Genomic DNA, 18,700 nt, shown 5'->3' on the forward strand with positions numbered 1-18,700 from the left:
ATCAAATTAATGAAAAAGTGTTAAATTTAATATGGATAGGTGTTTTATATATGTCTCATTTGGCTAGGTCAGTTCAAACCGCGCTTTTTTTATCACCCATTATGATACTTATACATCCATAATACCCCTGATTTTAACATACGAGGTACGCGTCCTGTGAGAGCTCGTTCTGCAACTAATCCAAATCCTTCTTTTTTACCAAGAGAACCAAGAACACCTTTTAGTTTAATTTTAGGAAACTCAGCTGGAGGTCCTTCACCCTTCCAACGTTTTAAAAGGACCTGAACAATTTGTTCAGCCTGACCTTCGGCTAGTTGAGCACTTGGTGCATGTGGTAAGCTTGCACAGTCACCAACAACATATACATGTTCATCATTTGGAAGATTGTGTTGTTTTGTTAATACTACTCGGCCGCTTCCGTCTTTTTCAACATCTAAGTCACGAACAATTTTATTAGGCTGGATACCAGCTGTCCACACAACTACATCACTTTGAACAGGTTGGTCGTTATTAAAGAGTACATTCTCTTCCACTCTTGTAATATTTGAGTTATTGATAATCTCTACTTCGTTTTTATCAAACCAGTTTTCTACATACATACTCAATTTTTCAGGGAAAGCTGAAAGTATATGTTTCCCTCTATCGAATAGTTTGATTTTTAAGTCAGGTCTGCTTTCATACAGCTCACTCGCTAGTTCAACTCCACTTAGGCCTGCACCAACAATGGAAACAGTAGCACCAGCAGGAAGATTATTAAGCTTTTGATAGGTTTTTCTTGCTTTATCGATGGTTTGGATGCTATCTGTGTATTCTTTCGCACCTGGAACATTGTGATATTTGTCCTCGCATCCAAGTCCAATTATTAAATCATCATACTTAACTGGTTCTACATCATTAATGTGAACAAGTTTTTCATTTAAATCGATGCCTGTAATCTCCCCATACTTTACGTGCAAACGTGGATGTTCTGGAAAAGTTACACGTACATGTGAGTCTGAAATAGTCCCTGCTGCTAGCGCGTAAAATTCCGTTTTTAAACTATGATAAGGCGCACGGTCAATTAAGGTAATCTGTATATCCTCGGGTAATTGACTTGGCAAAAGGCGGTGTAAAACCCGCATTCCACCATAACCTCCACCTAAAATGACAAGATTTTTCATGATGATTATCCCCTTTGTTACTCTCTTTAGTTAAAGCGTATTCATCCATTGTTAGTACAAAGTTTATAGCTAATTCGTTATCCTTTTCAAACACTAAAAGTATAGCGAAATTATGACAAAATAACAACCGATATTCTAAAAATTGACGAATCGAAAAAAAGAGAGTACGATAAATAGTTGTAGTGAGGTGAATACCAGTGAATCCTATCATTGAGTTTTGTGTTAGTAATTTGGCAAGTGGCTCACAGAAAGCTAAGGAAATTCTTGAACAGGATCCAAATCTTGATGTGATTGAATACGGATGCCTTAGCTATTGTGGACAATGCTTTGAGTCGCTATATGCTCTTGTAAATGGGGATGTAGTTACTGGTGAAACAGCTGATGAGCTTGTTGAAAATATCTATACCTATTTAGAAGAAAACCCAATGTTCTAATACAAAATATTATATATACGAGAAAGCAGTCTATTTTGACTGCTTTTCTTACATTTTGGGCAAAAAAAGAAAACCCTTCATTAAATGAATGAAGAGTTTCTAAAAAAAACGGGGGATAATCTTATTGTGCTCCAAATAATACCATTTTATACTAGAAGTAATAAAAAAAGTTAGCATTAGACAGATTATTTGTAACAAAACCCGATTACCATTATACTAATAGTAATAACCTATTTTAGTAAGCTTGAAAAAGAAGGAGGTTACAAACATGACAGATCGTGTGGTTACCATTTCTGAAGCGGCTGCTTTTCAAATTAAAGATATGATGAAACAGAATGAAGAAGAAGGATCATTCTTACGTGTTGCTGTAAAGGGTGGCGGTTGTAGTGGGCTTTCTTACGGAATGGGCTTTGAACAAGAAGTAAATGAAGATGATCGCCAGGATGAACAGCATGGTATTAAGATTATCATTAATAAAGAAGATGCTCCAATACTATCTGGTGTGAAAATAGACTTTAAACAATCCCTTATGGGTGGCGGATTTACGATCGATAATCCAAATGCAATTGCATCATGTGGGTGTGGTTCTTCCTTCCGTACAGCAAAAGTTACGGGTACACCTGAAAACTGTTAATTGTAAGTTGGGCTTCTAGTGTGGGCCCGACTTTTTTATCCTAAATATGGCAAGTTTTAGTCTAAAAAAATAACAAATTTCCAACAACCTCCAAAAAGGGTTGTTTTTTTATTTTTTTAATATTTAAAAAGGTCCTCAAACACTTGAAAAATCAATATAAAAGGCATAATATAGGATGTGGGTAATAAATAGTACAACTTATCGACAAATATCGGAATCTTTTTTGTCCAATAATGGTATCTTACGTGAAAGATATCACAAACTATTTAATCAATAAAATTAGAGCATACAGTTGAAAATAGAAATAAGTATTTTTGACTGCAAAAAAGAAAAGGTGGGCGTGATTACAGTGAGAAAGCCAAAAATCGTAGTTTTAGGTGCAGGATATGGTGGATTAACCACTATTGTTAATTTACAAAAGACTTTGGGTGTAAATGAAGCTGATATTACACTAGTTAATAAAAATGATTACCACTATGAGACCACTTGGTTACATGAAGCTTCTGCTGGTACTTTAGAGGCAGATCGTGTACGTTACCAAATTGAAGACGTAATTAGCGGACATAAGGTTAAGTTTGTAAAAGGCTCTGTAGCAAAGATTGATCGTGAAGGCAAACGTGTAATTCTTGAGGACGATTCACAGGTTGAATATGACTATTTAGTTGTAGCACTTGGTGGAGAATCCGAAACTTTTGGAATTAAAGGCCTAAAAGAATACGCATTTTCAATTTCAAATGTAAATACAGCTCGTCAAATTAAAGAACATATCGAATATCAATTCGCAACATATAACACGGAAGAAGAAAAAGACGATACTCGTCTAACAATCGTTGTTGGTGGAGCAGGATTTACGGGTATTGAGTTCTTAGGAGAACTTGTTAATAGAGTTCCTGAACTTTGCCGTGAATTCGATATTGACCAAAATAAAGTAAAGATTATTTGTGTGGAGGCTGCACCAACCGCATTACCTGGATTTGATGCTGAATTAGTTGAATATGCAGTGAACCACTTGGAGAAAAAAGGTGTGGAATTCAAAATCGGAACTGCGATTAAAGAAGGTACACCTGAAGGAATCATCGTTGGAAAAGACGACGTAACAGAAGAAATTAAAGCGAAAACTGTTGTATGGGCAGCGGGTATTCGTGGAAACAGCGTAATAGAAGCTTCTGGTTTTGAAGCAATGCGTGGTCGTGTGAAAGTTGAAAAAGACCTTCGTGCACCGGGTCATGAAGATGTTTTCTTTGTTGGAGATAGCTCACTTGTTATTAATGAAGAAATCAATCGTCCATACCCTCCAACTGCACAAATCGCAATGCAACAAGGTGCATTAGTTGCGAAAAACATTGCGGTACTAGTTCGTGGACAAGGAGAACTTGGTGAATTTACCTTTGATAACAAAGGAACTGTATGTTCACTTGGTGAGCATGATGGAATCGGTGTAGTATTTGGCAGAAAAATTTGGGGCTCAAAAGCAGCATTCATGAAGAAAGTAATTGATAACCGTGCTCTATTAATCGTAGGCGGACCATCACTTGTTCTTAAAAAAGGTAAATTAAAATTCATTTAACATAATAAAAAAGGAATGCTTTTATCTTAGCATTCCTTTTTTACATAATTGTCCGTTTTGCTAAGTGAAATCAATTGACTCATTAATCATACCTTTAGTAAACTAGGAAGGGATTTGTCCTTATTCGTCCAGCACAAGTGCCTAGCCCTCTAGGTCACAAGCCAATCTGTCATTTAGGTCAAACAGTGCGCCTTTTGCCAGTTCGTCTTGTGCTGTCGCGGCTGATCAAGGAACTTGCGCATTTGTAATGGAGGTGAGTTGCCATGTCACTCAGTTTTTTACCGATATTTTTAATTTCGATGTTATTATTTTTCGTTTTATTTTTTGGAATAGGATTCATTCTTAACATGCTATTACGTATGTCGTGGATTATGGCCATTATTTATCCAATAATTGCCTTGGCAATCATTCAAGAGGTATCCTTTCTAGATTATTTTACATCACCGGCTAGTGCATTTAGCTCTTTAGGAGAGAGTATTACGACATTAGCTCCGCTAGATATTGCGATTTTACTTAGTGGTCTTGCTGGTGCAATTTTATCAGGAGTAATCATAAAACTCCTACGAAAAAAAGGATACAGAATGTTTTAGGTAGTCACTTCTATTGAGAATTTCCAAGAGGAAACGTAAGGATTTAGTTATAAAATCTTTACGTTTATTTTTTTCTACAATTATCTTCCACTCATAAACGAATATTTTTTTGCCAAATTGGAAAGAAATAGAGTCGTGAGAGGAGTGGAAAAATGTGTTTCGTTTAAACACAATGATAAGAAGAAGTGCAATGACATTCCTATTTGCATTAGCACTAATTACTACGTTCCAATCTTTTTCCGGAGTGCAGACGAAAGACCTTACAAACTGGATAGGCAACCAATTTCAAGAGAAATCGCAATCAGTAGGAATTAAAAGTGTAGAATGGGTATCACAATTATTATTTATAAATAATGGAAATAAGGCGGTCTCGGCCACTGGCTTAGAAACCACATTACCAATTGAAGAAGCGATTGATTTTTCAAAATACCCAACACAAACAGTTGTCGCGACTGGATATACGGCAGGTGTTGAATCAACAGGTAAGGATGCGAAACACCCTTCCTATGGGATTACCTATTCAGGTGTTAAGGTGAAACGTGATTTGTATTCAACCATTGCTGCGGACTTAGATGTGTTTCCAATAGGAACAATTCTATTTATACCCGACTACGGGTATGGAGTAGTCGCTGACAAAGGCGGAGCTATCAAAGGAAATAAAATAGATTTGTACTATGATACAGTTGATGATGTCTATAAAAAATGGGGGAAGAAAACCCTTGATGTTTATATCATCAAGATGGGTGACGGAAGAATATCTGAAGAAGAAATTGCTGCAATGAATGAGGATAAGTCAATGCAAGTATTTCGACAACAAATTTTAGGTGAAAAAAGTTAAAGGCTAATCATAAAGATTAGCCCATTTTGTATTTTAAAGGATATGAAGTAATAAAGTTAACAAGACCCCAGTTAATCCACCAAAAAATACCTCAATCGGTTTGTGACCTAATAACTCCTTTAATTCTTTTCTTTTACTATCCTCATCAAGCTTAGGCCATAGTTTTGCATCATCTGCAAATTTCTGGAAATCCGCAACAAGCTGATTGAGAACGGTCGCCTGTTCACCAGCATGTCTACGAACGCCAGAAGCATCAAACATGACAATGACAGCAAATACTGTTGATATCGCGAAGAAAGGGGAATCTACGCCTTGTTCGAGGGCGATACCGGTTGTTAACGCAGTAACTGCTGCTGAATGGGAGCTGGGCATCCCACCAGTACTTGTAACTAACGACCAATCAACTTTTTTTGTTACAAAAAAATGTAGTGGGACTTTAACAAATTGTGCAAATCCTATTGCAGCAAGTGCAGCCCAAAGTGGAAAATTTGTAAAAAGCTCCATGTAAACTTCTTCCTCTCGTTAACATCCATTTTCTAACTTTGTTTTTGTTTAAAAAAATTTTGACATTTCATCTAATATAAAGTTACTTTTTATCATTATAAAAGAATTTGGTTGAGCCTGCAAAATGAATTTTAAACTGGTGGATTGATGATGAAATTTAGTGCCTCGAAGTTTATAATAAAAAGGTAAAATATAATGGAGGTGTAACAGTGTTTAACGTTAAAAATGAAGCAAAAGCAATAGAAGCAAATGAAGCATTACTAATCGGTATTTTCGCGAAAAACCAAAAGACAACAGGTCTTACAAAAGAATTAGATTTATTATTAGATGGACAGATTACAGAACTGTTAAAAGAAGGCGACATTCGTGTAGAACAAAATAAGGTTTCAAAGGTACATACTTTAGGGAAGACACCGATAAAAAGAGTTTATTTTTTAGGTCTAGGAAAAGAAGAAAAGCAAACCCTTGAATCTCTCAGAGAGGCGTTTGGAAAAGCTGTTAAAATAATCTCAGAAACAAAGGTTGAAAGCTTTGCCGTTAGCTTAGATTCCTTTGTATCTGAGGAATTAGATGCACTTGATGTTGCCCATGCGTTCGGAGAAGCCCTTGCATTGTCTACATATAAATTTGCAGATTACAAGCAAAAGTCAAATGAACCAGAAAAGAAAATTGAAGAAGTCGTTGTTTATTCTAGCAGCGATTCAGAAGAAATCAAGGCAAGTATAACTGTCGGATATGCGTATGGACAGGGAACAAACTCTGCCAGAACCCTAGTAAATCTTCCAGGTAATATGTTAACAGCTACAGATTTAGCAAATTATGCAGCAGAGCTCGGAAAGAAATATGGATTTGAAGTGGAAATACTAGAAAAAGAGGATATGGAAAGGCTCGGGATGGGCGCACTCTTAGCGGTTAATAAAGGTTCTGCAGAGCCTCCTAAAATGATCGTCCTTAAATATCAAGGTAAAGAGAACTGGGAAGATGTCATTGCACTAGTTGGAAAAGGAATTACCTTTGATACAGGTGGATACTCCATCAAGCCAAAGGACGGCATTGTTGGCATGAAATCAGATATGGGTGGAGCAGCAGCTGTTTTAGGAGCTATGGAGGTCATTGGGGAATTAAGACCTGAAAAAAATGTTGTTGCTGTCATCCCATCAACCGATAATATGATTAGCGGTGATGCATTCAAGCCAGATGATGTAGTAACCTCTATGAATGGTAAAACAATTGAAATCTTAAATACAGATGCAGAAGGTCGACTTGCATTAGCAGATGGCATCACCTATGCGAAATTTCATGGTGCCTCTTATTTAGTAGATGTTGCGACATTAACTGGAGGAGTGATTGTCGCTTTAGGTAATGATATTACGGGTGCAATGACAAACAACGAAGCCTTTTTTGAGGAGGTTTTAGAAGCATCCATTGAAGCTGGTGAACCTATTTGGCGTTTACCGATCACTGAAAATCATAAGAAGCGTGTTCGAAAAAGCCTGGTTGCCGATTTAAATAATTCACCTGGTCGCGATGGTCATGCGATTTTCGCTGGTACATTCATAGGTGAATTCGCAGAAGATACACCATGGGTACATCTAGATATCGCAGGAACAGCAACGACGACTTCAGCTCACAATCTTGGCCCAGCCGGTGCAACTGGGGTTATGGTCCGTACACTCGCAACCCTAGTTGAGCGTTTTGGAGAAACAGAAGAATAAATGACAGAGAAGTCTACCTAACGGGTAGGCTTCTTTTTAATAGGAATGCGTATCATCATATCGCTATATGATAACTGAAATGGCGTATTGCCCGATTTATGATATATCTCTATATCGCAGCCCGATATGTGGTGTATAGAAACCGTTTAATCGGTCTATCAGCATACCGCAATACGCTTGCTTACTTAATAGTGTATTGGTACCCGATATGTGGTATATCGCAATATATTAAACGATATATCGGCAAAATACTTAAATGTTAATGCTATAATCACAACCTGATTTATCGAAATATATCCCTATATCGCAACCCGATATATCGGAACATCCTTATATCACAAGCCGCTTTTATAAGTTTCGTCCTATGAAATCCCAATCAACAAAAAAGTGTTCCACCAGGATCATAACCAACTTCTCCTATAAAAAACCATTGACGATTTCTAATATCATATGGTATTTTAGTTTAGTATTTTAATTCTCTACCAATTTAGCAAACTAAAGTATTTGAAGAATAATAACCATACTAAAAGGAGTTTTCACCATGAATGCAGTTGTTATAGCAGTTCTTGTCATGCTAATTCTAAGCTTATTCCGTATAAATGTGGTTGTAGCTCTTGCTATAGGGGCAATTGTTGGGGGACTAACAGGTGGTCTCGATATTGCAACAACAGTATCTACATTCACAGAAGGCTTAGGTGGAAATGCTACAGTCGCATTAAGTTATGCACTACTTGGAAGTTTTGCAGTAGCTATTTCAAAAACAGGATTACCAGATGCGATGGTAGACCTTGCCATCAAACTTGTTGGGAAGCAAGGAGATAGCAAACGGAAAACCTATTCAAAGGTACTAATCATCTTAATTATTCTAGCAATTTCTATTTCATCACAAAACATAGTACCGGTTCATATTGCTTTTATTCCTATTTTAATACCACCTTTATTAAAGGTATTTAATGAACTCGAAATTGATCGTCGACTTATCGCTACCGTTATTACTTTTGGTTTAACAGCTCCATACATTGCGCTACCAGTTGGATTTGGAGAGATTTTCCACGGACTTCTGCAGCAATATATGCAAGAAAGTGGATTAGAAGTAGTAAAACGAGATATCCCAATTGCCATGTTGATTCCATCTGCAGGGATGGTAGTTGGTTTACTTATCGCAGTTCTATTTTCCTATCGTAAGCCAAAACAATATAAAACGATCGAAATTGCAAATGAGTCAGGTTCAGGAGTAAACACAACTTATACTAAAAAGAGCCTTAGCTTTGCTACACTTGCCGTGATTGTTACATTAGGTATACAGTTAACACTTTCGCAAGTATTTGATGTGGATGGCATGATTTTTGGAGCATTAGCCGGAATAGCTGTTCTTTATTTCAGTGGCTCGATGAAAGTAAGTCAAGCTGACGAAGTCATAACTAGTGGTATGAAAATGATGGCATTCATTGGATTTGTTATGATCACAGCTTCAGGGTTTGCATCTGTTATTAAAGAAACAGGGCATGTTGAGGCACTGGTTTCACAATCTGCGGATCTTATCGGTGGAAATTTATCACTTGCTGCTTTAATGATGTTAATTGTAGGTCTTTTGATTACCTTAGGAATTGGTTCATCATTTTCAACGATACCAATCATCGCAACGATTTTTGTTCCATTATGTATTGAAGTTGGATTTAGTCCAATGGCGACAATTGCTCTTGTAGGAACTGCGGCAGCTCTAGGAGACGCTGGATCACCCGCATCAGATAGTACGCTAGGTCCAACGGCTGGATTAAATGTCGATGGTCAGCATAATCATATTTGGGATACTTGTGTTCCAACATTTTTACACTATAATATTCCACTCATTATTTTCGGCTGGATTGCTGCAATTGTCTTATAAAAACTTACCCCCACGAATTTTCGTGGGGGTATTTCACTTAATTTCATAGATTTGTTGAAGACGGATTTACAGAGTTCCTAGAAACTGCTCGATAAATTCTTGGTGAAATAAGTGCGGCGAAAATGGTAAAAGCAAGGTCCTTTACAATAAACCAAGCCATAACAGCCCAAGCTGCTCCATAGCTCATTTTAACCTCTAACCAAAAATTGAAAGCAAAGTACATATAGTTCGTGCCAATGAAATAGTTCATAAACAAACCAACAAATGCAGCAATCACGAACGTTTTTAAGGTTGGATATCCCTTAGCATGCTCAACGATCTTTCCTGAGAAATAAGCTGTTGCAATGAACGAAAATATAAACCCACCCGTACCGCCAATGATTGGAGCAAGCCCTGCTTCGAACCCTGAAAAAACAGGTGCTCCAGCAATTCCAATTAACATATACACAGTCATAGAAATCGCGCCTAATCGACTTCCGAGAAGAAGCCCAGCCAATACGGCAAAAAAGGTTTGCATTGTTAAAGGTACACCCGCAACCTGTAAAAAAGGTACCATTGAGGTAATGTTTGCACCAATCGCCATAAGTGCTGCAAACATCCCAACATATGTAATTTCGATTGCTCGAATGCGTGGTTTTGATAGTGTTGTCATTATGTGTTAACCTCCGTGTATTTTAGTTAACAAAATCGTAAAACAAGATTCATTATATGTCAACAAAAAAAAACAGAAGTTAACAAATGAAAGTGAAGTCATATGATTAAGATGACGTTGATAAAATAGATGTAGATAATCTTAAAGAATGACAAGTAATCATCTCTAATTGTTATATTTAAAAAATTTTTTTGCCGTTCAAAGTAATAAAAAAGTGTCAAAAGGGATGTCTTTTAAATATAATGCCCATATCCGAAAATGTTGGGAGCGGTCGGAAATGAGTATTGGAATTGTATTAATGGGCCTTTTTGTCGGTTTTTTGGTCGGACTAACAGGTGTTGGTGGAGCGGCATTATTAACCCCATTCTTGATCTTAATTGGTATTAATCCACTAATTGCAGTTGGAACAGACTTTGTTTATAACTCAATTACGAAATTTTTTGGATCTGTACAGCATTTTCGGCAGAAAACAATTAATTTTAAGCTTGTAAAATATTTGGCTATAGGAAGTGTTCCTAGTGCAATTCTAGCGGTGACTACTTTACATTTTGTTGGAGGAGATAAACTCCTGCAAGGGGAAATCGTAAAGCATGCACTTGGATATGTTCTTATGATGGTTGCCGTTGCGACCGTAATAAAAACCTTGTTCAGTTCTCGTTTTAAAAGCAGGTCCTATAGTATAAAACCTATTGAGGATAAAGCAAAAGCAACCATTCTTTTAGGTGCCATCCTTGGTTTTATAGTAGGGTTAACCTCAGTTGGTTCCGGGTCGTTATTTGCCCTGGCCATGTTGTTATTTTATCAGTTGCGTGCTTCGGAGTTAGTTGGAACGGATATCGCACATGCGTTTATATTAGTCACGGTAAGTGGTTTTTTTCACTTAGGTTTTGGAAATGTTGACCTGCTATTAGTTGCAAATTTACTTTGCGGTTCGATTCCAGGTGTAATCATTGGGAGTACCCTGTCTGCAAAGGTTCCTATGAAACCATTGCAAACGGTAATAGGAGTCATCATTTTTATAAGTGGTTTGAAGTTAATTTATTAGTCCAAAAAAGGTGAAAATATTGCTTACTATACTGCCTTAGTGTAAAATTACACTAAGGCTTTTGTGTTTGTTATAATAAGTAGCAGTACTTTTGAAATAGGTGATTAACATGGATAAAGAACAATTAACGAAATTGCTTTCTGAAAAAATGAAGCTTATAAGGATTGAAAAAGGATATACACAAGATAAAATGGCAGAAATCTTGGGGATCTCAAAAAAGACGTTGGTGCAAATTGAAAAAGGAAGAATTCAAGCAGGTTGGACTTGTGTTGTCGCTGTTTGCGCATTATTTCGGGATAGTGAAATTATTCAAACGACGTTAGGAGGAGATCCAGTTGATGTCATTGAAATCGTTGGTCGCAACGGGATTGACCGGGCTAAGGAACGTACCCTAGGCGGAAAGCTTTGGTGGAAAGATCTTCAGAGGGAGGGGAAGTTTCGTCTCCAACAAAATGTAATTAGCCAGCATTATCGTATTTTGGATGAAGCTAATTTTCGATGGTATTCTTCGTTTGACAAAGAGGAAGCTTACATTAGACTAACAGAATTTTCAATTGAATCCAATTAAAACGGGGCAAATTACTTAGCCCCATTTTTCTTTTTCTTTGCGGATTTACTCTTTGAATACGTAGATGAAGTTAAGTTGTTGTTTACCGCTGCTTCTTCGTTAAGACGTTCTTTATTAGCCATTTAACTTCCTCCATGTCATTCATTAGTGGTCGATGGAAAAATCGTCGAAGCGTTCATTTAAGTATTCATTTTCGCCTGTTGCGAAATTTATATTTCGAAGATCAAGCTCTGGATCAAGCTGATTAACAAGCTGTTCTTCCTTGCTTCGTTTTAGTCTAAACATGTCTCTATCTCTATCATTCATTGTTTTTTTACCTCCTCGTATTTTATCATGTCCTAAACCGAATAACTTTCATTCTTTAAATAAAAAAGAACGATAGGCAATTTTTTACCATCGTTCCACAGCAGGGTATTCATACTAACGCCATCTTAATGCAATTGTTAACTCACTGGCTTTAGTGCCGCCTACACTAGCTTCTAATTTAAGATTTAAACTATCTGGATTATAGGTCGCCTTAACATCTGACTTAATTCCTGTCGATTTTAACAGGCGAACTACTTCCTTACTATTTGATGCCTGTGCAGCAGCCATTACTTGTTTCGCAAACTCCTTTGAGCCAGCTAATTTAGCCAGCATTTTGCTTGCATCCAACATTAGAATTCTCATTTCTTGTGCGGATTCCTTAAATAAACTCGGGTCTACCTCGGGTAATTTTCGATAATATGGGGATGGATAATTCGTCTTTGGGTCAGGAAACACGGAATGGTGTGTGATGTTTGAATTATAACCTGGATATAAAACCGTCCTTGGTGGCCCTTGATGCCCATAGTTAAACGGATAATAGTACAATTCTAGACCTCCCTTATCAAAATTCCCTTACAATATATGTTAATTTTTTGATAAGGTGCTTTTTACCTATGTTCTTCTGTTACTTCCGTTCAATGCCCAACATCTTTAACACCAGCCTTTCCCACATGGTCCAAGGAAGAACATTCTTAAGAAATATAGAGGTTCTTACTCCTTTTCCTACAGGGTAGCGAAGTTTGGACAAAGATTCCTTTTGGGCTAGCTTTACAATGAATTGCGCAACCACATGCGGGTCTCCGTATGATGCTTGGCCTTTTTCAAGTCTTGCTTCGATTTTTTTCATCATATATTGATATGGAGACGTGAGTTGCATTGATTGTTCCGCAATCTTTGTTCCACTGCTCCAAATATTGGTTTCGAATGAACCAGGTTCAATTAGGGCAACGTCTATACCAAAGGGTCTTACTTCTAGTTGTAATGACTCACACCAGCCTTCTAAGGCGAATTTAGAGGCAACATAAGGAGATAGACCTGGAAATCCGATTTGTCCACTGATACTACTAAGATTGATGATTTTTCCCGATCCTTGATTTCTCATAAATGGAAGAATAAGTTTTGTAACCTCGATTAGACCAAAAAAGTTTGTTTCAAATTGAGCTTTGTATTCATTCAGTGAAATTTCCTCGACAAACCCACCTGTTGCAAATCCCGCATTGTTCAAGAGGATATCAATTCCCTTTAGCTTATTTAAAGTTCGCTTAAAATTATGTAAGGACGTAGCATCCGTCACATCTAACTGACAAAAAAGAAGATTTTCTTCTAGAGTAGAATCATTTAATTTATGTAGTACGTTTTTTTTCTTTTCTAAATCTCTCATTGTTGCTACAACAAAGTATCCTTTTTTTAGAAATTCGATTGAAGTTAAGAGTCCGAATCCACCTGAAGCACCGGTTATGATCACAATGGGTTTTTTCACATTTTTCTCTCCTTAAACCATTTAAAAAGGTTTCTAATATTATCCATTTAATCTTATAATAGAAAGAAGTAAGTATCTACAATTTAGTAACTTCAACCTGATAAGGCAGGGATAAGATGGATATAAATGAAATCGTGTCAATTATTCAGGAACACGGATATATAGGACTTTATTTATGGTTGTGGGTGGGGGCCTTTATCATTCCAATCCCTAATGAGGTCATTGTTTCAACAATTGGATTTTTTGCTTCAGAGGATGTTTTTGTACCTTGGAGGATCTTTTTAGTTACATATGCTGGCATTCTCACAGCTGTCACTACCAGTTATATCTTTGGTCGCTTTGCAGGACATGCGATGGTTGTCCTCTTAAATAAACAAAACAAAATGAGAAAAAAAATTGCACGTGGATTATCTCTTATTGAAAAATACAATACGTTTGCGTTGGCTTTTTGTTACTTCGTACCAGGCTTTCGTATTCTATTTCCGTTCTTATTCGGTTTTAGTAAATTATCCTTTTTAAAATTTGCAACTACGCTTTACACAGCTATATTTTTATGGGTGTCCATCATTTTTTCAGTAGGGTATTTTGCAGGTGAAGAGTTCATAGAGGGTTTTATTAAATATTATGATATTGTTATTGGAATAGGTGTTGCAGCATTTGCAATAATTGTGTTGGTTAAGTTAAATAAGACGAGAAAACAACGTAAGCTTTCACATTGAGAGGATGTCCTAAAAAATGAAAAAGCTGTCTTTATTACTAGTATTTTTAATAATAGCAGGTTGTTCACAGAAACAACCCCTTGATGAACCTATAAAGGAAACTGTTTCAAACCCGACTATTATTGCGACAAACCTTACCATTCCATGGATGATAACCATAACAGACGGTACCTTCCTCATACCTGAACGTGTAGGGAGGTTGTCGGAAATTGAAGAAGATACAGGTAAAATAACTTCACAACGGCTAAACCTTCTTAAAGAAATTGTACACCAAGGGGAAGGAGGTTTTCTTGGGTTTACGCTTGCACCTGATTATGAGAATTCTAAACAGGCATATTTGTATCATACATATATGGAGGACGGGGAAATATTAAATCGCGTAATCCTTGTCGAAAGAAGCGATACAACCTGGGAAGAGAAAAGCATTTTACTTGAAGGAATTCCCGGAGGAAGAATCCATAATGGGGGACGAATTAAAATTGGCCCAGATCAAAAATTGTATGTTACTGCAGGTGATGCAGGAGTTCCGGAAAACTCCCAAGACATAACAAGTCTTGCAGGCAAAATCCTCCGAATAAACCTTGATGGTTCTATCCCGACAGACAACCCTATTCCTAACTCTTATGTCTATTCGTATGGTCACCGGAACCCACAAGGGCTTGCATGGGATGAAGAAGGAACATTATACAGTACAGAACATGGACAAAGTGCACATGATGAGATTAATCTGATTGAACCGGGGAAGAACTACGGATGGCCTGTTATTGAAGGGGATGAGACAGAGGTTGGTATGATTTCACCAATTTATCATACGGGCGAGGAAACATGGGCACCTTCTGGAATTGATTATGCAAATGGCAAGCTGTATATTGCCACGTTACGCGGATTAAAAGTGAGAAGCTACGATGTTGCATCCGGTAAAATTGAAACGTTCCTTGATATCAATAGCAGAATGAGGGATGTATACATAGTAGATAATATCCTTTATACCATTACAAATAACACGGACGGACGTGGGAATCCAAAAGAAGATGATGACAAACTTCTTTCGATCCCATTATCAGGAATTCGTAAATAAACAGAAATGAGGAGAAGAAGAGTGACAGAAAATTCGTTAATTGAAGCTTTGGGGATTACACTTGAAGAGGTGACACCTGACCGAGTGACGGCGACTATGCCTGTTGATGAACGGACGCGTCAGCCTTTTGGTGTTTTACATGGTGGGGCATCTGTGGCGTTAGCGGAAACGGTTGCAAGTGTAGGCACATACAATTTAGTAGATAAAGAAACACAAGGTTGTGCAGGTTTAGAAATTAATGCGAACCATATTCGTGCAAAAAGGGATGGTATCGTAAGAGCAATCGGTACATCCCTCCATAAAGGAAAAACAACAATGGTTTGGGATGTGAAAATAGTGGACGAAGAAGATAACCTAATCTGTGTATCACGCTGCACCACAGCGATTATCAATTTGAAAAAATGAACTTTTTAGGTTAGGGACATTTCGGTGATAAAGCGGGAATCTGAAGATAACGCGATTCCCAGTTGAAATAACGCAATTACGAAGGAATAGAGGGCAAAAAAAAATAGCATGCATTTACCGAAAACAGCACATAATCTCAAACCTAGCAGTCAGAAAAAGCGAGGACTTTACAAGTCCTCGCTTTCCTTTATGGACTAATTCTTTCTTTTGAATGATGTACCTTGTCTTTTAAATCATCCTGAGAGCTTTTTTCCCAAAGTGGAACCTTTGTATTATAGGCAGCACGGCTAATTAAATGTCCGGCAACTGGTGATGTCAGAAAGAGAAAGACGAATCCCAGAATCAACCTCGCATTCATATAGCCTTCGATGAGCCAGAAGTATAGAAACGTTCCAAGTAATATTGAAAGAACCCCTAATGTCCCACTTTTAGATACTGCATGGTTTCTTGTGTACACATCCGGTAAACGAAGTATTCCTATCGCACTTAACACGCTTAAAAGCGCTCCGAACAAAATAATGACTGCAAATAATATCTTAAGCGTCTCGGTCATGTTCAATTACGACTCCTTTCTCAAGGAACTTCGAAAAGGCTACCGTGCCAACAAAGGCTACAATCGCAATCAGTAAGATGACCTCAAGGAATGAATTTGAGCGTAGAATGACTGATATAATCGCCGTGATTCCAACTAAATTGACTCCAATTGCATCGAGTGCAATGACCTTGTCAGAAATCGAAGGTCCCTTAATGACACGGTATAAATAAGCAATCGTTGAAACCGATAAGCAGACAAGTGCAATATTAAGTATAATCTCAAACATTATCGGCTCACCTCCATAATTGCTTTTTCAAATGTACTTTTAATTGAATCTATTGCCTCATCCACATCTTGTAAATCCATGGCGTGAACATAGATTAATTTTTTATCATCTGAAATATCCATTACCAAAGTACCGGGAGTAAGTGTAATTAAATTTGAGAGTACCATGATTTCCCAGTCTTTTTCGACTTCGATAGGTAATGCAAAAATCCCAGGTTTGATATCAAGCTTTGGCCTTACAACTACCTTCATAATGGCATAATTTGATAGAATTAATTCTCTAAAGAAAATTAAGATTAGTTTAATCACTGCCCACACATTATTGAGATAAAATCGGTGTGCGAAGGACCGACGTAAGACAAAAATTAGAAAAAGACCAATCAAATATCCGCCAAAAAAGGCCCCAAAGTCATATGAATTCGAGATAAACATCCACGACACGGCAATAAATATATTTAAAACTAATTGCAACAACATAATATCTACTCCTTTAAGACAGCTTGGACATAGATGGATGGGTCCGTTAAATCTTGAGCTGCTTGCGAGATATACGGATAGAACCATTCAGCACCAAATCCAAGTGCAATTGAGAGTGAAAGTAGAAGAGTGATCGGAAATAGCAGTCCTTTTGTTGTTCCTTTTTCTTCTTCTTTCCTAAGCTTTGCTTCGCCCCAGAAACCGTTAATAAAGATTTTCATTACCGAATAGAGGACTAGAAGACTTGAAATTAAAATTGCCGCAACCAGTGCATAATGCTCAGCAGCAAGGCTACCTTTAACAATTAGAAGTTTGCCGATAAAACCACTAAATGGAGGAATACCTGCAAGTGAAATGGTTGCAATGAAGAACATCCAGCCTAAATATGGATGATGGTTAATTAAACCGCCCATTTTCTTCAAATTGCTTGTTCCAGTTATGACAATCATCGCCCCAACTAATAGGAAGAGGGCCGCTTTGATAATCATGTCATGAATTAAATAATAAATCGAGCCAGTAAGTGATGTCGGTGTTAAGGTTGCAACACCTACTAAAATCACACCTACTGCGGTTAAAATATTGTAAATAATAATTTGTTTAACATCCCAGTATGCAACAGCTCCAATTACTCCTACTAGAATTGTAAAACCTGCAAGGATGCCGATTAAGGTATGAGTAAAACCCGTATCGTGATAAAAAATAATTGTAAACGTACGAATGATTGAATATACCCCAACCTTTGTTAATAAGGCTCCAAATAGAGCGGTAATCGGTGTTGGTGGAGCATTATAAGATCCAGGCAACCAGAAAAATAGCGGGAAGATTGCACCTTTTAATCCGAACACGACTAAAAATAGGATTGAGATAACAGTCACAATACCTGGCTGTCCAAGTTGACTAATTTTTGTTGATAAATCTGCCATATTAACTGTTCCAGTTACTGCGTATAAATAGGCAACTGCAATAACAAAAAGGGCAGATGAGATCACGTTTACCAAGATATATTTAATGGATTCACGTAATTGTGGCTTTGTCCCACCATGAACAATTAAGACATAAGAAGCCATTAGCATGACCTCGAAAAAGACGAAGAGGTTGAAAAGATCTCCTGTTAAGAATGCACCTAGTACCCCAACCATTAGGAATTGTACTGCTGCATAGTAGAAGAAAGCTTCTCTTTCTTTCCCGATATTCTTGAATGAATAAATTGTACATGCTAAGACTACAATACTGCCTGTTGTAACTAGTAATGAAGCAAGCATATCGGCTACTAGTACAATTCCAAAAGGAGCGTCCCAGTCACCGAGGTTAAGAGTTTGAATCCCATTATGATATACCTGATTAACAAGGCTTAGTGACACAATAACAGTTAGTATAGTTGAGATTAAGCTGATAACTCTTGATGTTTTTGTATATTTATTTACAAAGATAAGTATGATTCCCGTCATGAGAGGAATCAATATTGGAAGGATTACAAAATTATTCATCGCTATCATTTCCCCTTAATTTATCCATGTTATCCGTTCCAAGCTCTTGATAGGAGCGATACGCGAGTACTAGAATAAACGATGTTACTCCAAAGCTAATTACGATCGCTGTTAAGATAAGGGCTTGTGGAAGTGGATCAACATATGCCTTCGTACCTTCTACTAAAATAGGAGCAGCTCCATGCTTTAACCCACCCATTGTTAAAATCAATAAATGGGCTCCATGACTTAGCAAACCTGTCCCAATAATGACACGAATAAGACTTTTTGAAAGCATCAAATATGTCGCTGCCGTAAATAAAATACCGATAACAATAGCCATTAAAATCTCCATTA

At 37.2% G+C, this 18,700-nt stretch carries 23 protein-coding genes; 12 read left to right on the forward strand and 11 right to left on the reverse strand.

Annotated elements, in window-relative coordinates; genetic code table 11:
* Positions 1-92 precede the first annotated feature (92 nt).
* Positions 93-1,160, reverse strand: coding sequence for an NAD(P)/FAD-dependent oxidoreductase (locus tag ACR65M_RS16160; RefSeq protein WP_341330510.1), 1,068 nt, complete (start codon positions 1,158-1,160; stop codon positions 93-95).
* A 197-nt stretch (positions 1,161-1,357) separates the two neighbouring features.
* On the opposite strand from ACR65M_RS16160, the gene ACR65M_RS16165 reads away from it, so the two are divergent.
* From ACR65M_RS16165 to spsC, 5 genes are all read left to right on the forward strand, one after another.
* Positions 1,358-1,594, forward strand: coding sequence for a YuzB family protein (locus tag ACR65M_RS16165; RefSeq protein WP_099361734.1), 237 nt, complete (start codon positions 1,358-1,360; stop codon positions 1,592-1,594).
* 268 nt (positions 1,595-1,862) lie between these two features.
* Positions 1,863-2,228 carry a HesB/IscA family protein gene (locus tag ACR65M_RS16170; protein WP_341330511.1) on the forward strand — a complete coding sequence of 122 codons (366 nt, stop codon included), beginning with the start codon at positions 1,863-1,865 and terminating at the stop codon, positions 2,226-2,228.
* A 340-nt stretch (positions 2,229-2,568) separates the two neighbouring features.
* Positions 2,569-3,795 (forward strand): NAD(P)/FAD-dependent oxidoreductase, encoded by a 1,227-nt coding sequence (locus ACR65M_RS16175; RefSeq protein ID WP_341330512.1) that lies wholly within the window; start codon positions 2,569-2,571, stop codon positions 3,793-3,795.
* A gap of 263 nt (positions 3,796-4,058) precedes the next feature.
* The gene (locus ACR65M_RS16180) at positions 4,059-4,385 is read left to right on the forward strand and encodes a YuiB family protein (protein WP_121446198.1); all 327 of its coding nucleotides are present in this window, start codon (positions 4,059-4,061) and stop codon (positions 4,383-4,385) included.
* Between the two features lie 154 nt (positions 4,386-4,539).
* Positions 4,540-5,223 (forward strand): stationary phase survival protein SpsC, encoded by a 684-nt coding sequence (gene spsC, locus ACR65M_RS16185; RefSeq protein WP_440273809.1) that lies wholly within the window; start codon positions 4,540-4,542, stop codon positions 5,221-5,223.
* Positions 5,224-5,256: 33 nt separating this feature from the next.
* Here spsC and ACR65M_RS16190 read toward each other — a convergent pair whose 3' ends face one another.
* Positions 5,257-5,727 carry a divergent PAP2 family protein gene (locus ACR65M_RS16190; protein ID WP_341330513.1) on the reverse strand — a complete coding sequence of 157 codons (471 nt, stop codon included), beginning with the start codon at positions 5,725-5,727 and terminating at the stop codon, positions 5,257-5,259.
* 209 nt (positions 5,728-5,936) lie between these two features.
* Between ACR65M_RS16190 and ACR65M_RS16195 the strand changes: the two genes are divergently transcribed.
* Together ACR65M_RS16195 and ACR65M_RS16200 are read left to right on the forward strand one after the other, a co-directional pair.
* Positions 5,937-7,442, forward strand: coding sequence for a leucyl aminopeptidase (locus ACR65M_RS16195; protein WP_341330514.1), 1,506 nt, complete (start codon positions 5,937-5,939; stop codon positions 7,440-7,442).
* Positions 7,443-7,983: 541 nt separating this feature from the next.
* Entirely contained in the window at positions 7,984-9,327 is a 1,344-nt protein-coding gene (locus ACR65M_RS16200; RefSeq protein WP_341330515.1) for a Na+/H+ antiporter family protein, read from the forward strand.
* A gap of 43 nt (positions 9,328-9,370) precedes the next feature.
* Here ACR65M_RS16200 and ACR65M_RS16205 read toward each other — a convergent pair whose 3' ends face one another.
* A complete protein-coding gene (locus ACR65M_RS16205) occupies positions 9,371-9,979 on the reverse strand; it encodes a biotin transporter BioY (RefSeq protein WP_341330516.1) in 609 nt (202 codons plus the stop codon).
* A 277-nt stretch (positions 9,980-10,256) separates the two neighbouring features.
* Here ACR65M_RS16205 and ACR65M_RS16210 point away from each other — a divergent pair, with 277 nt between their 5' ends.
* Positions 10,257-11,024 (forward strand): sulfite exporter TauE/SafE family protein, encoded by a 768-nt coding sequence (locus ACR65M_RS16210; protein ID WP_341330517.1) that lies wholly within the window; start codon positions 10,257-10,259, stop codon positions 11,022-11,024.
* A gap of 109 nt (positions 11,025-11,133) precedes the next feature.
* Positions 11,134-11,592 (forward strand): helix-turn-helix domain-containing protein, encoded by a 459-nt coding sequence (locus ACR65M_RS16215; protein WP_341330518.1) that lies wholly within the window; start codon positions 11,134-11,136, stop codon positions 11,590-11,592.
* Between the two features lie 144 nt (positions 11,593-11,736).
* Here ACR65M_RS16215 and ACR65M_RS16220 read toward each other — a convergent pair whose 3' ends face one another.
* From ACR65M_RS16220 to ACR65M_RS16230, 3 genes are all read right to left on the reverse strand, one after another.
* Positions 11,737-11,898, reverse strand: a complete 162-nt coding sequence (locus ACR65M_RS16220; protein WP_165918143.1) for a hypothetical protein — start codon at positions 11,896-11,898, stop codon at positions 11,737-11,739.
* 114 nt (positions 11,899-12,012) lie between these two features.
* Positions 12,013-12,444 carry a YuzC family spore coat inner layer protein gene (locus tag ACR65M_RS16225; RefSeq protein ID WP_341330519.1) on the reverse strand — a complete coding sequence of 144 codons (432 nt, stop codon included), beginning with the start codon at positions 12,442-12,444 and terminating at the stop codon, positions 12,013-12,015.
* A 79-nt stretch (positions 12,445-12,523) separates the two neighbouring features.
* Entirely contained in the window at positions 12,524-13,378 is an 855-nt protein-coding gene (locus ACR65M_RS16230; protein WP_341330520.1) for an SDR family oxidoreductase, read from the reverse strand.
* A gap of 116 nt (positions 13,379-13,494) precedes the next feature.
* Here ACR65M_RS16230 and ACR65M_RS16235 point away from each other — a divergent pair, with 116 nt between their 5' ends.
* From ACR65M_RS16235 to ACR65M_RS16245, 3 genes are read left to right on the forward strand one after another with little or no spacing between them, the layout of a single operon-like run.
* Entirely contained in the window at positions 13,495-14,097 is a 603-nt protein-coding gene (locus ACR65M_RS16235; protein ID WP_341330521.1) for a DedA family protein, read from the forward strand.
* Positions 14,098-14,113: 16 nt separating this feature from the next.
* A complete protein-coding gene (locus ACR65M_RS16240; RefSeq protein ID WP_341330522.1) occupies positions 14,114-15,175 on the forward strand; it encodes a PQQ-dependent sugar dehydrogenase in 1,062 nt (353 codons plus the stop codon).
* A 6-nt stretch (positions 15,176-15,181) separates the two neighbouring features.
* Positions 15,182-15,580 (forward strand): hotdog fold thioesterase, encoded by a 399-nt coding sequence (locus ACR65M_RS16245; RefSeq protein ID WP_341330523.1) that lies wholly within the window; start codon positions 15,182-15,184, stop codon positions 15,578-15,580.
* Positions 15,581-15,767: 187 nt separating this feature from the next.
* On the opposite strand, the gene mnhG is transcribed toward ACR65M_RS16245, so the two are convergent.
* From mnhG to ACR65M_RS16270, 5 genes are read right to left on the reverse strand one after another with little or no spacing between them, the layout of a single operon-like run.
* Positions 15,768-16,133: a monovalent cation/H(+) antiporter subunit G gene (mnhG, locus tag ACR65M_RS16250; protein WP_440273810.1), complete on the reverse strand. Its 366-nt coding sequence runs from the start codon at positions 16,131-16,133 to the stop codon at positions 15,768-15,770.
* Entirely contained in the window at positions 16,117-16,401 is a 285-nt protein-coding gene (locus tag ACR65M_RS16255) for a Na(+)/H(+) antiporter subunit F1 (protein WP_099361750.1), read from the reverse strand. The genes mnhG and ACR65M_RS16255 overlap by 17 nt, the downstream gene beginning before the upstream one ends.
* Positions 16,401-16,877 carry a Na+/H+ antiporter subunit E gene (locus tag ACR65M_RS16260; RefSeq protein WP_440273811.1) on the reverse strand — a complete coding sequence of 159 codons (477 nt, stop codon included), beginning with the start codon at positions 16,875-16,877 and terminating at the stop codon, positions 16,401-16,403. The genes ACR65M_RS16255 and ACR65M_RS16260 overlap by 1 nt, the downstream gene beginning before the upstream one ends.
* Before the next feature lie 5 nt (positions 16,878-16,882).
* Positions 16,883-18,364 (reverse strand): Na+/H+ antiporter subunit D, encoded by a 1,482-nt coding sequence (locus ACR65M_RS16265; RefSeq protein ID WP_440273812.1) that lies wholly within the window; start codon positions 18,362-18,364, stop codon positions 16,883-16,885.
* Positions 18,357-18,698 carry a Na(+)/H(+) antiporter subunit C gene (locus tag ACR65M_RS16270; RefSeq protein ID WP_309100307.1) on the reverse strand — a complete coding sequence of 114 codons (342 nt, stop codon included), beginning with the start codon at positions 18,696-18,698 and terminating at the stop codon, positions 18,357-18,359. Before ACR65M_RS16270 ends, ACR65M_RS16265 begins: the two co-directional genes overlap by 8 nt.
* Between the last annotated feature and the right edge of the window lie 2 nt (positions 18,699-18,700).

The organism is Ferdinandcohnia sp. SAFN-114 (assembly GCF_059415045.1).

What these genes read in the sequence shown, in the direction of transcription:
- ACR65M_RS16160 (WP_341330510.1), bottom strand. Translation starts at nt 1,160, where the DNA reads ATGAAAAATCTTGTCATTTTAGGTGGAGGTTATGGTGGAATGCGGGTT.
- ACR65M_RS16170 (WP_341330511.1), top strand. Translation starts at nt 1,863, where the DNA reads ATGACAGATCGTGTGGTTACCATTTCTGAAGCGGCTGCTTTTCAAATT.
- ACR65M_RS16180 (WP_121446198.1), top strand. Translation starts at nt 4,059, where the DNA reads ATGTCACTCAGTTTTTTACCGATATTTTTAATTTCGATGTTATTATTT.
- ACR65M_RS16190 (WP_341330513.1), bottom strand. Translation starts at nt 5,727, where the DNA reads ATGGAGCTTTTTACAAATTTTCCACTTTGGGCTGCACTTGCTGCAATA.
- ACR65M_RS16200 (WP_341330515.1), top strand. Translation starts at nt 7,984, where the DNA reads ATGAATGCAGTTGTTATAGCAGTTCTTGTCATGCTAATTCTAAGCTTA.
- ACR65M_RS16205 (WP_341330516.1), bottom strand. Translation starts at nt 9,979, where the DNA reads ATGACAACACTATCAAAACCACGCATTCGAGCAATCGAAATTACATAT.
- ACR65M_RS16210 (WP_341330517.1), top strand. Translation starts at nt 10,257, where the DNA reads ATGAGTATTGGAATTGTATTAATGGGCCTTTTTGTCGGTTTTTTGGTC.
- ACR65M_RS16215 (WP_341330518.1), top strand. Translation starts at nt 11,134, where the DNA reads ATGGATAAAGAACAATTAACGAAATTGCTTTCTGAAAAAATGAAGCTT.
- ACR65M_RS16220 (WP_165918143.1), bottom strand. Translation starts at nt 11,898, where the DNA reads ATGAATGATAGAGATAGAGACATGTTTAGACTAAAACGAAGCAAGGAA.
- ACR65M_RS16235 (WP_341330521.1), top strand. Translation starts at nt 13,495, where the DNA reads ATGGATATAAATGAAATCGTGTCAATTATTCAGGAACACGGATATATA.
- ACR65M_RS16240 (WP_341330522.1), top strand. Translation starts at nt 14,114, where the DNA reads ATGAAAAAGCTGTCTTTATTACTAGTATTTTTAATAATAGCAGGTTGT.
- ACR65M_RS16245 (WP_341330523.1), top strand. Translation starts at nt 15,182, where the DNA reads ATGAGGAGAAGAAGAGTGACAGAAAATTCGTTAATTGAAGCTTTGGGG.
- mnhG (WP_440273810.1), bottom strand. Translation starts at nt 16,133, where the DNA reads ATGACCGAGACGCTTAAGATATTATTTGCAGTCATTATTTTGTTCGGA.
- ACR65M_RS16255 (WP_099361750.1), bottom strand. Translation starts at nt 16,401, where the DNA reads ATGTTTGAGATTATACTTAATATTGCACTTGTCTGCTTATCGGTTTCA.
- ACR65M_RS16260 (WP_440273811.1), bottom strand. Translation starts at nt 16,877, where the DNA reads ATGTTGTTGCAATTAGTTTTAAATATATTTATTGCCGTGTCGTGGATG.
- ACR65M_RS16265 (WP_440273812.1), bottom strand. Translation starts at nt 18,364, where the DNA reads ATGAATAATTTTGTAATCCTTCCAATATTGATTCCTCTCATGACGGGA.
- ACR65M_RS16270 (WP_309100307.1), bottom strand. Translation starts at nt 18,698, where the DNA reads ATGGAGATTTTAATGGCTATTGTTATCGGTATTTTATTTACGGCAGCG.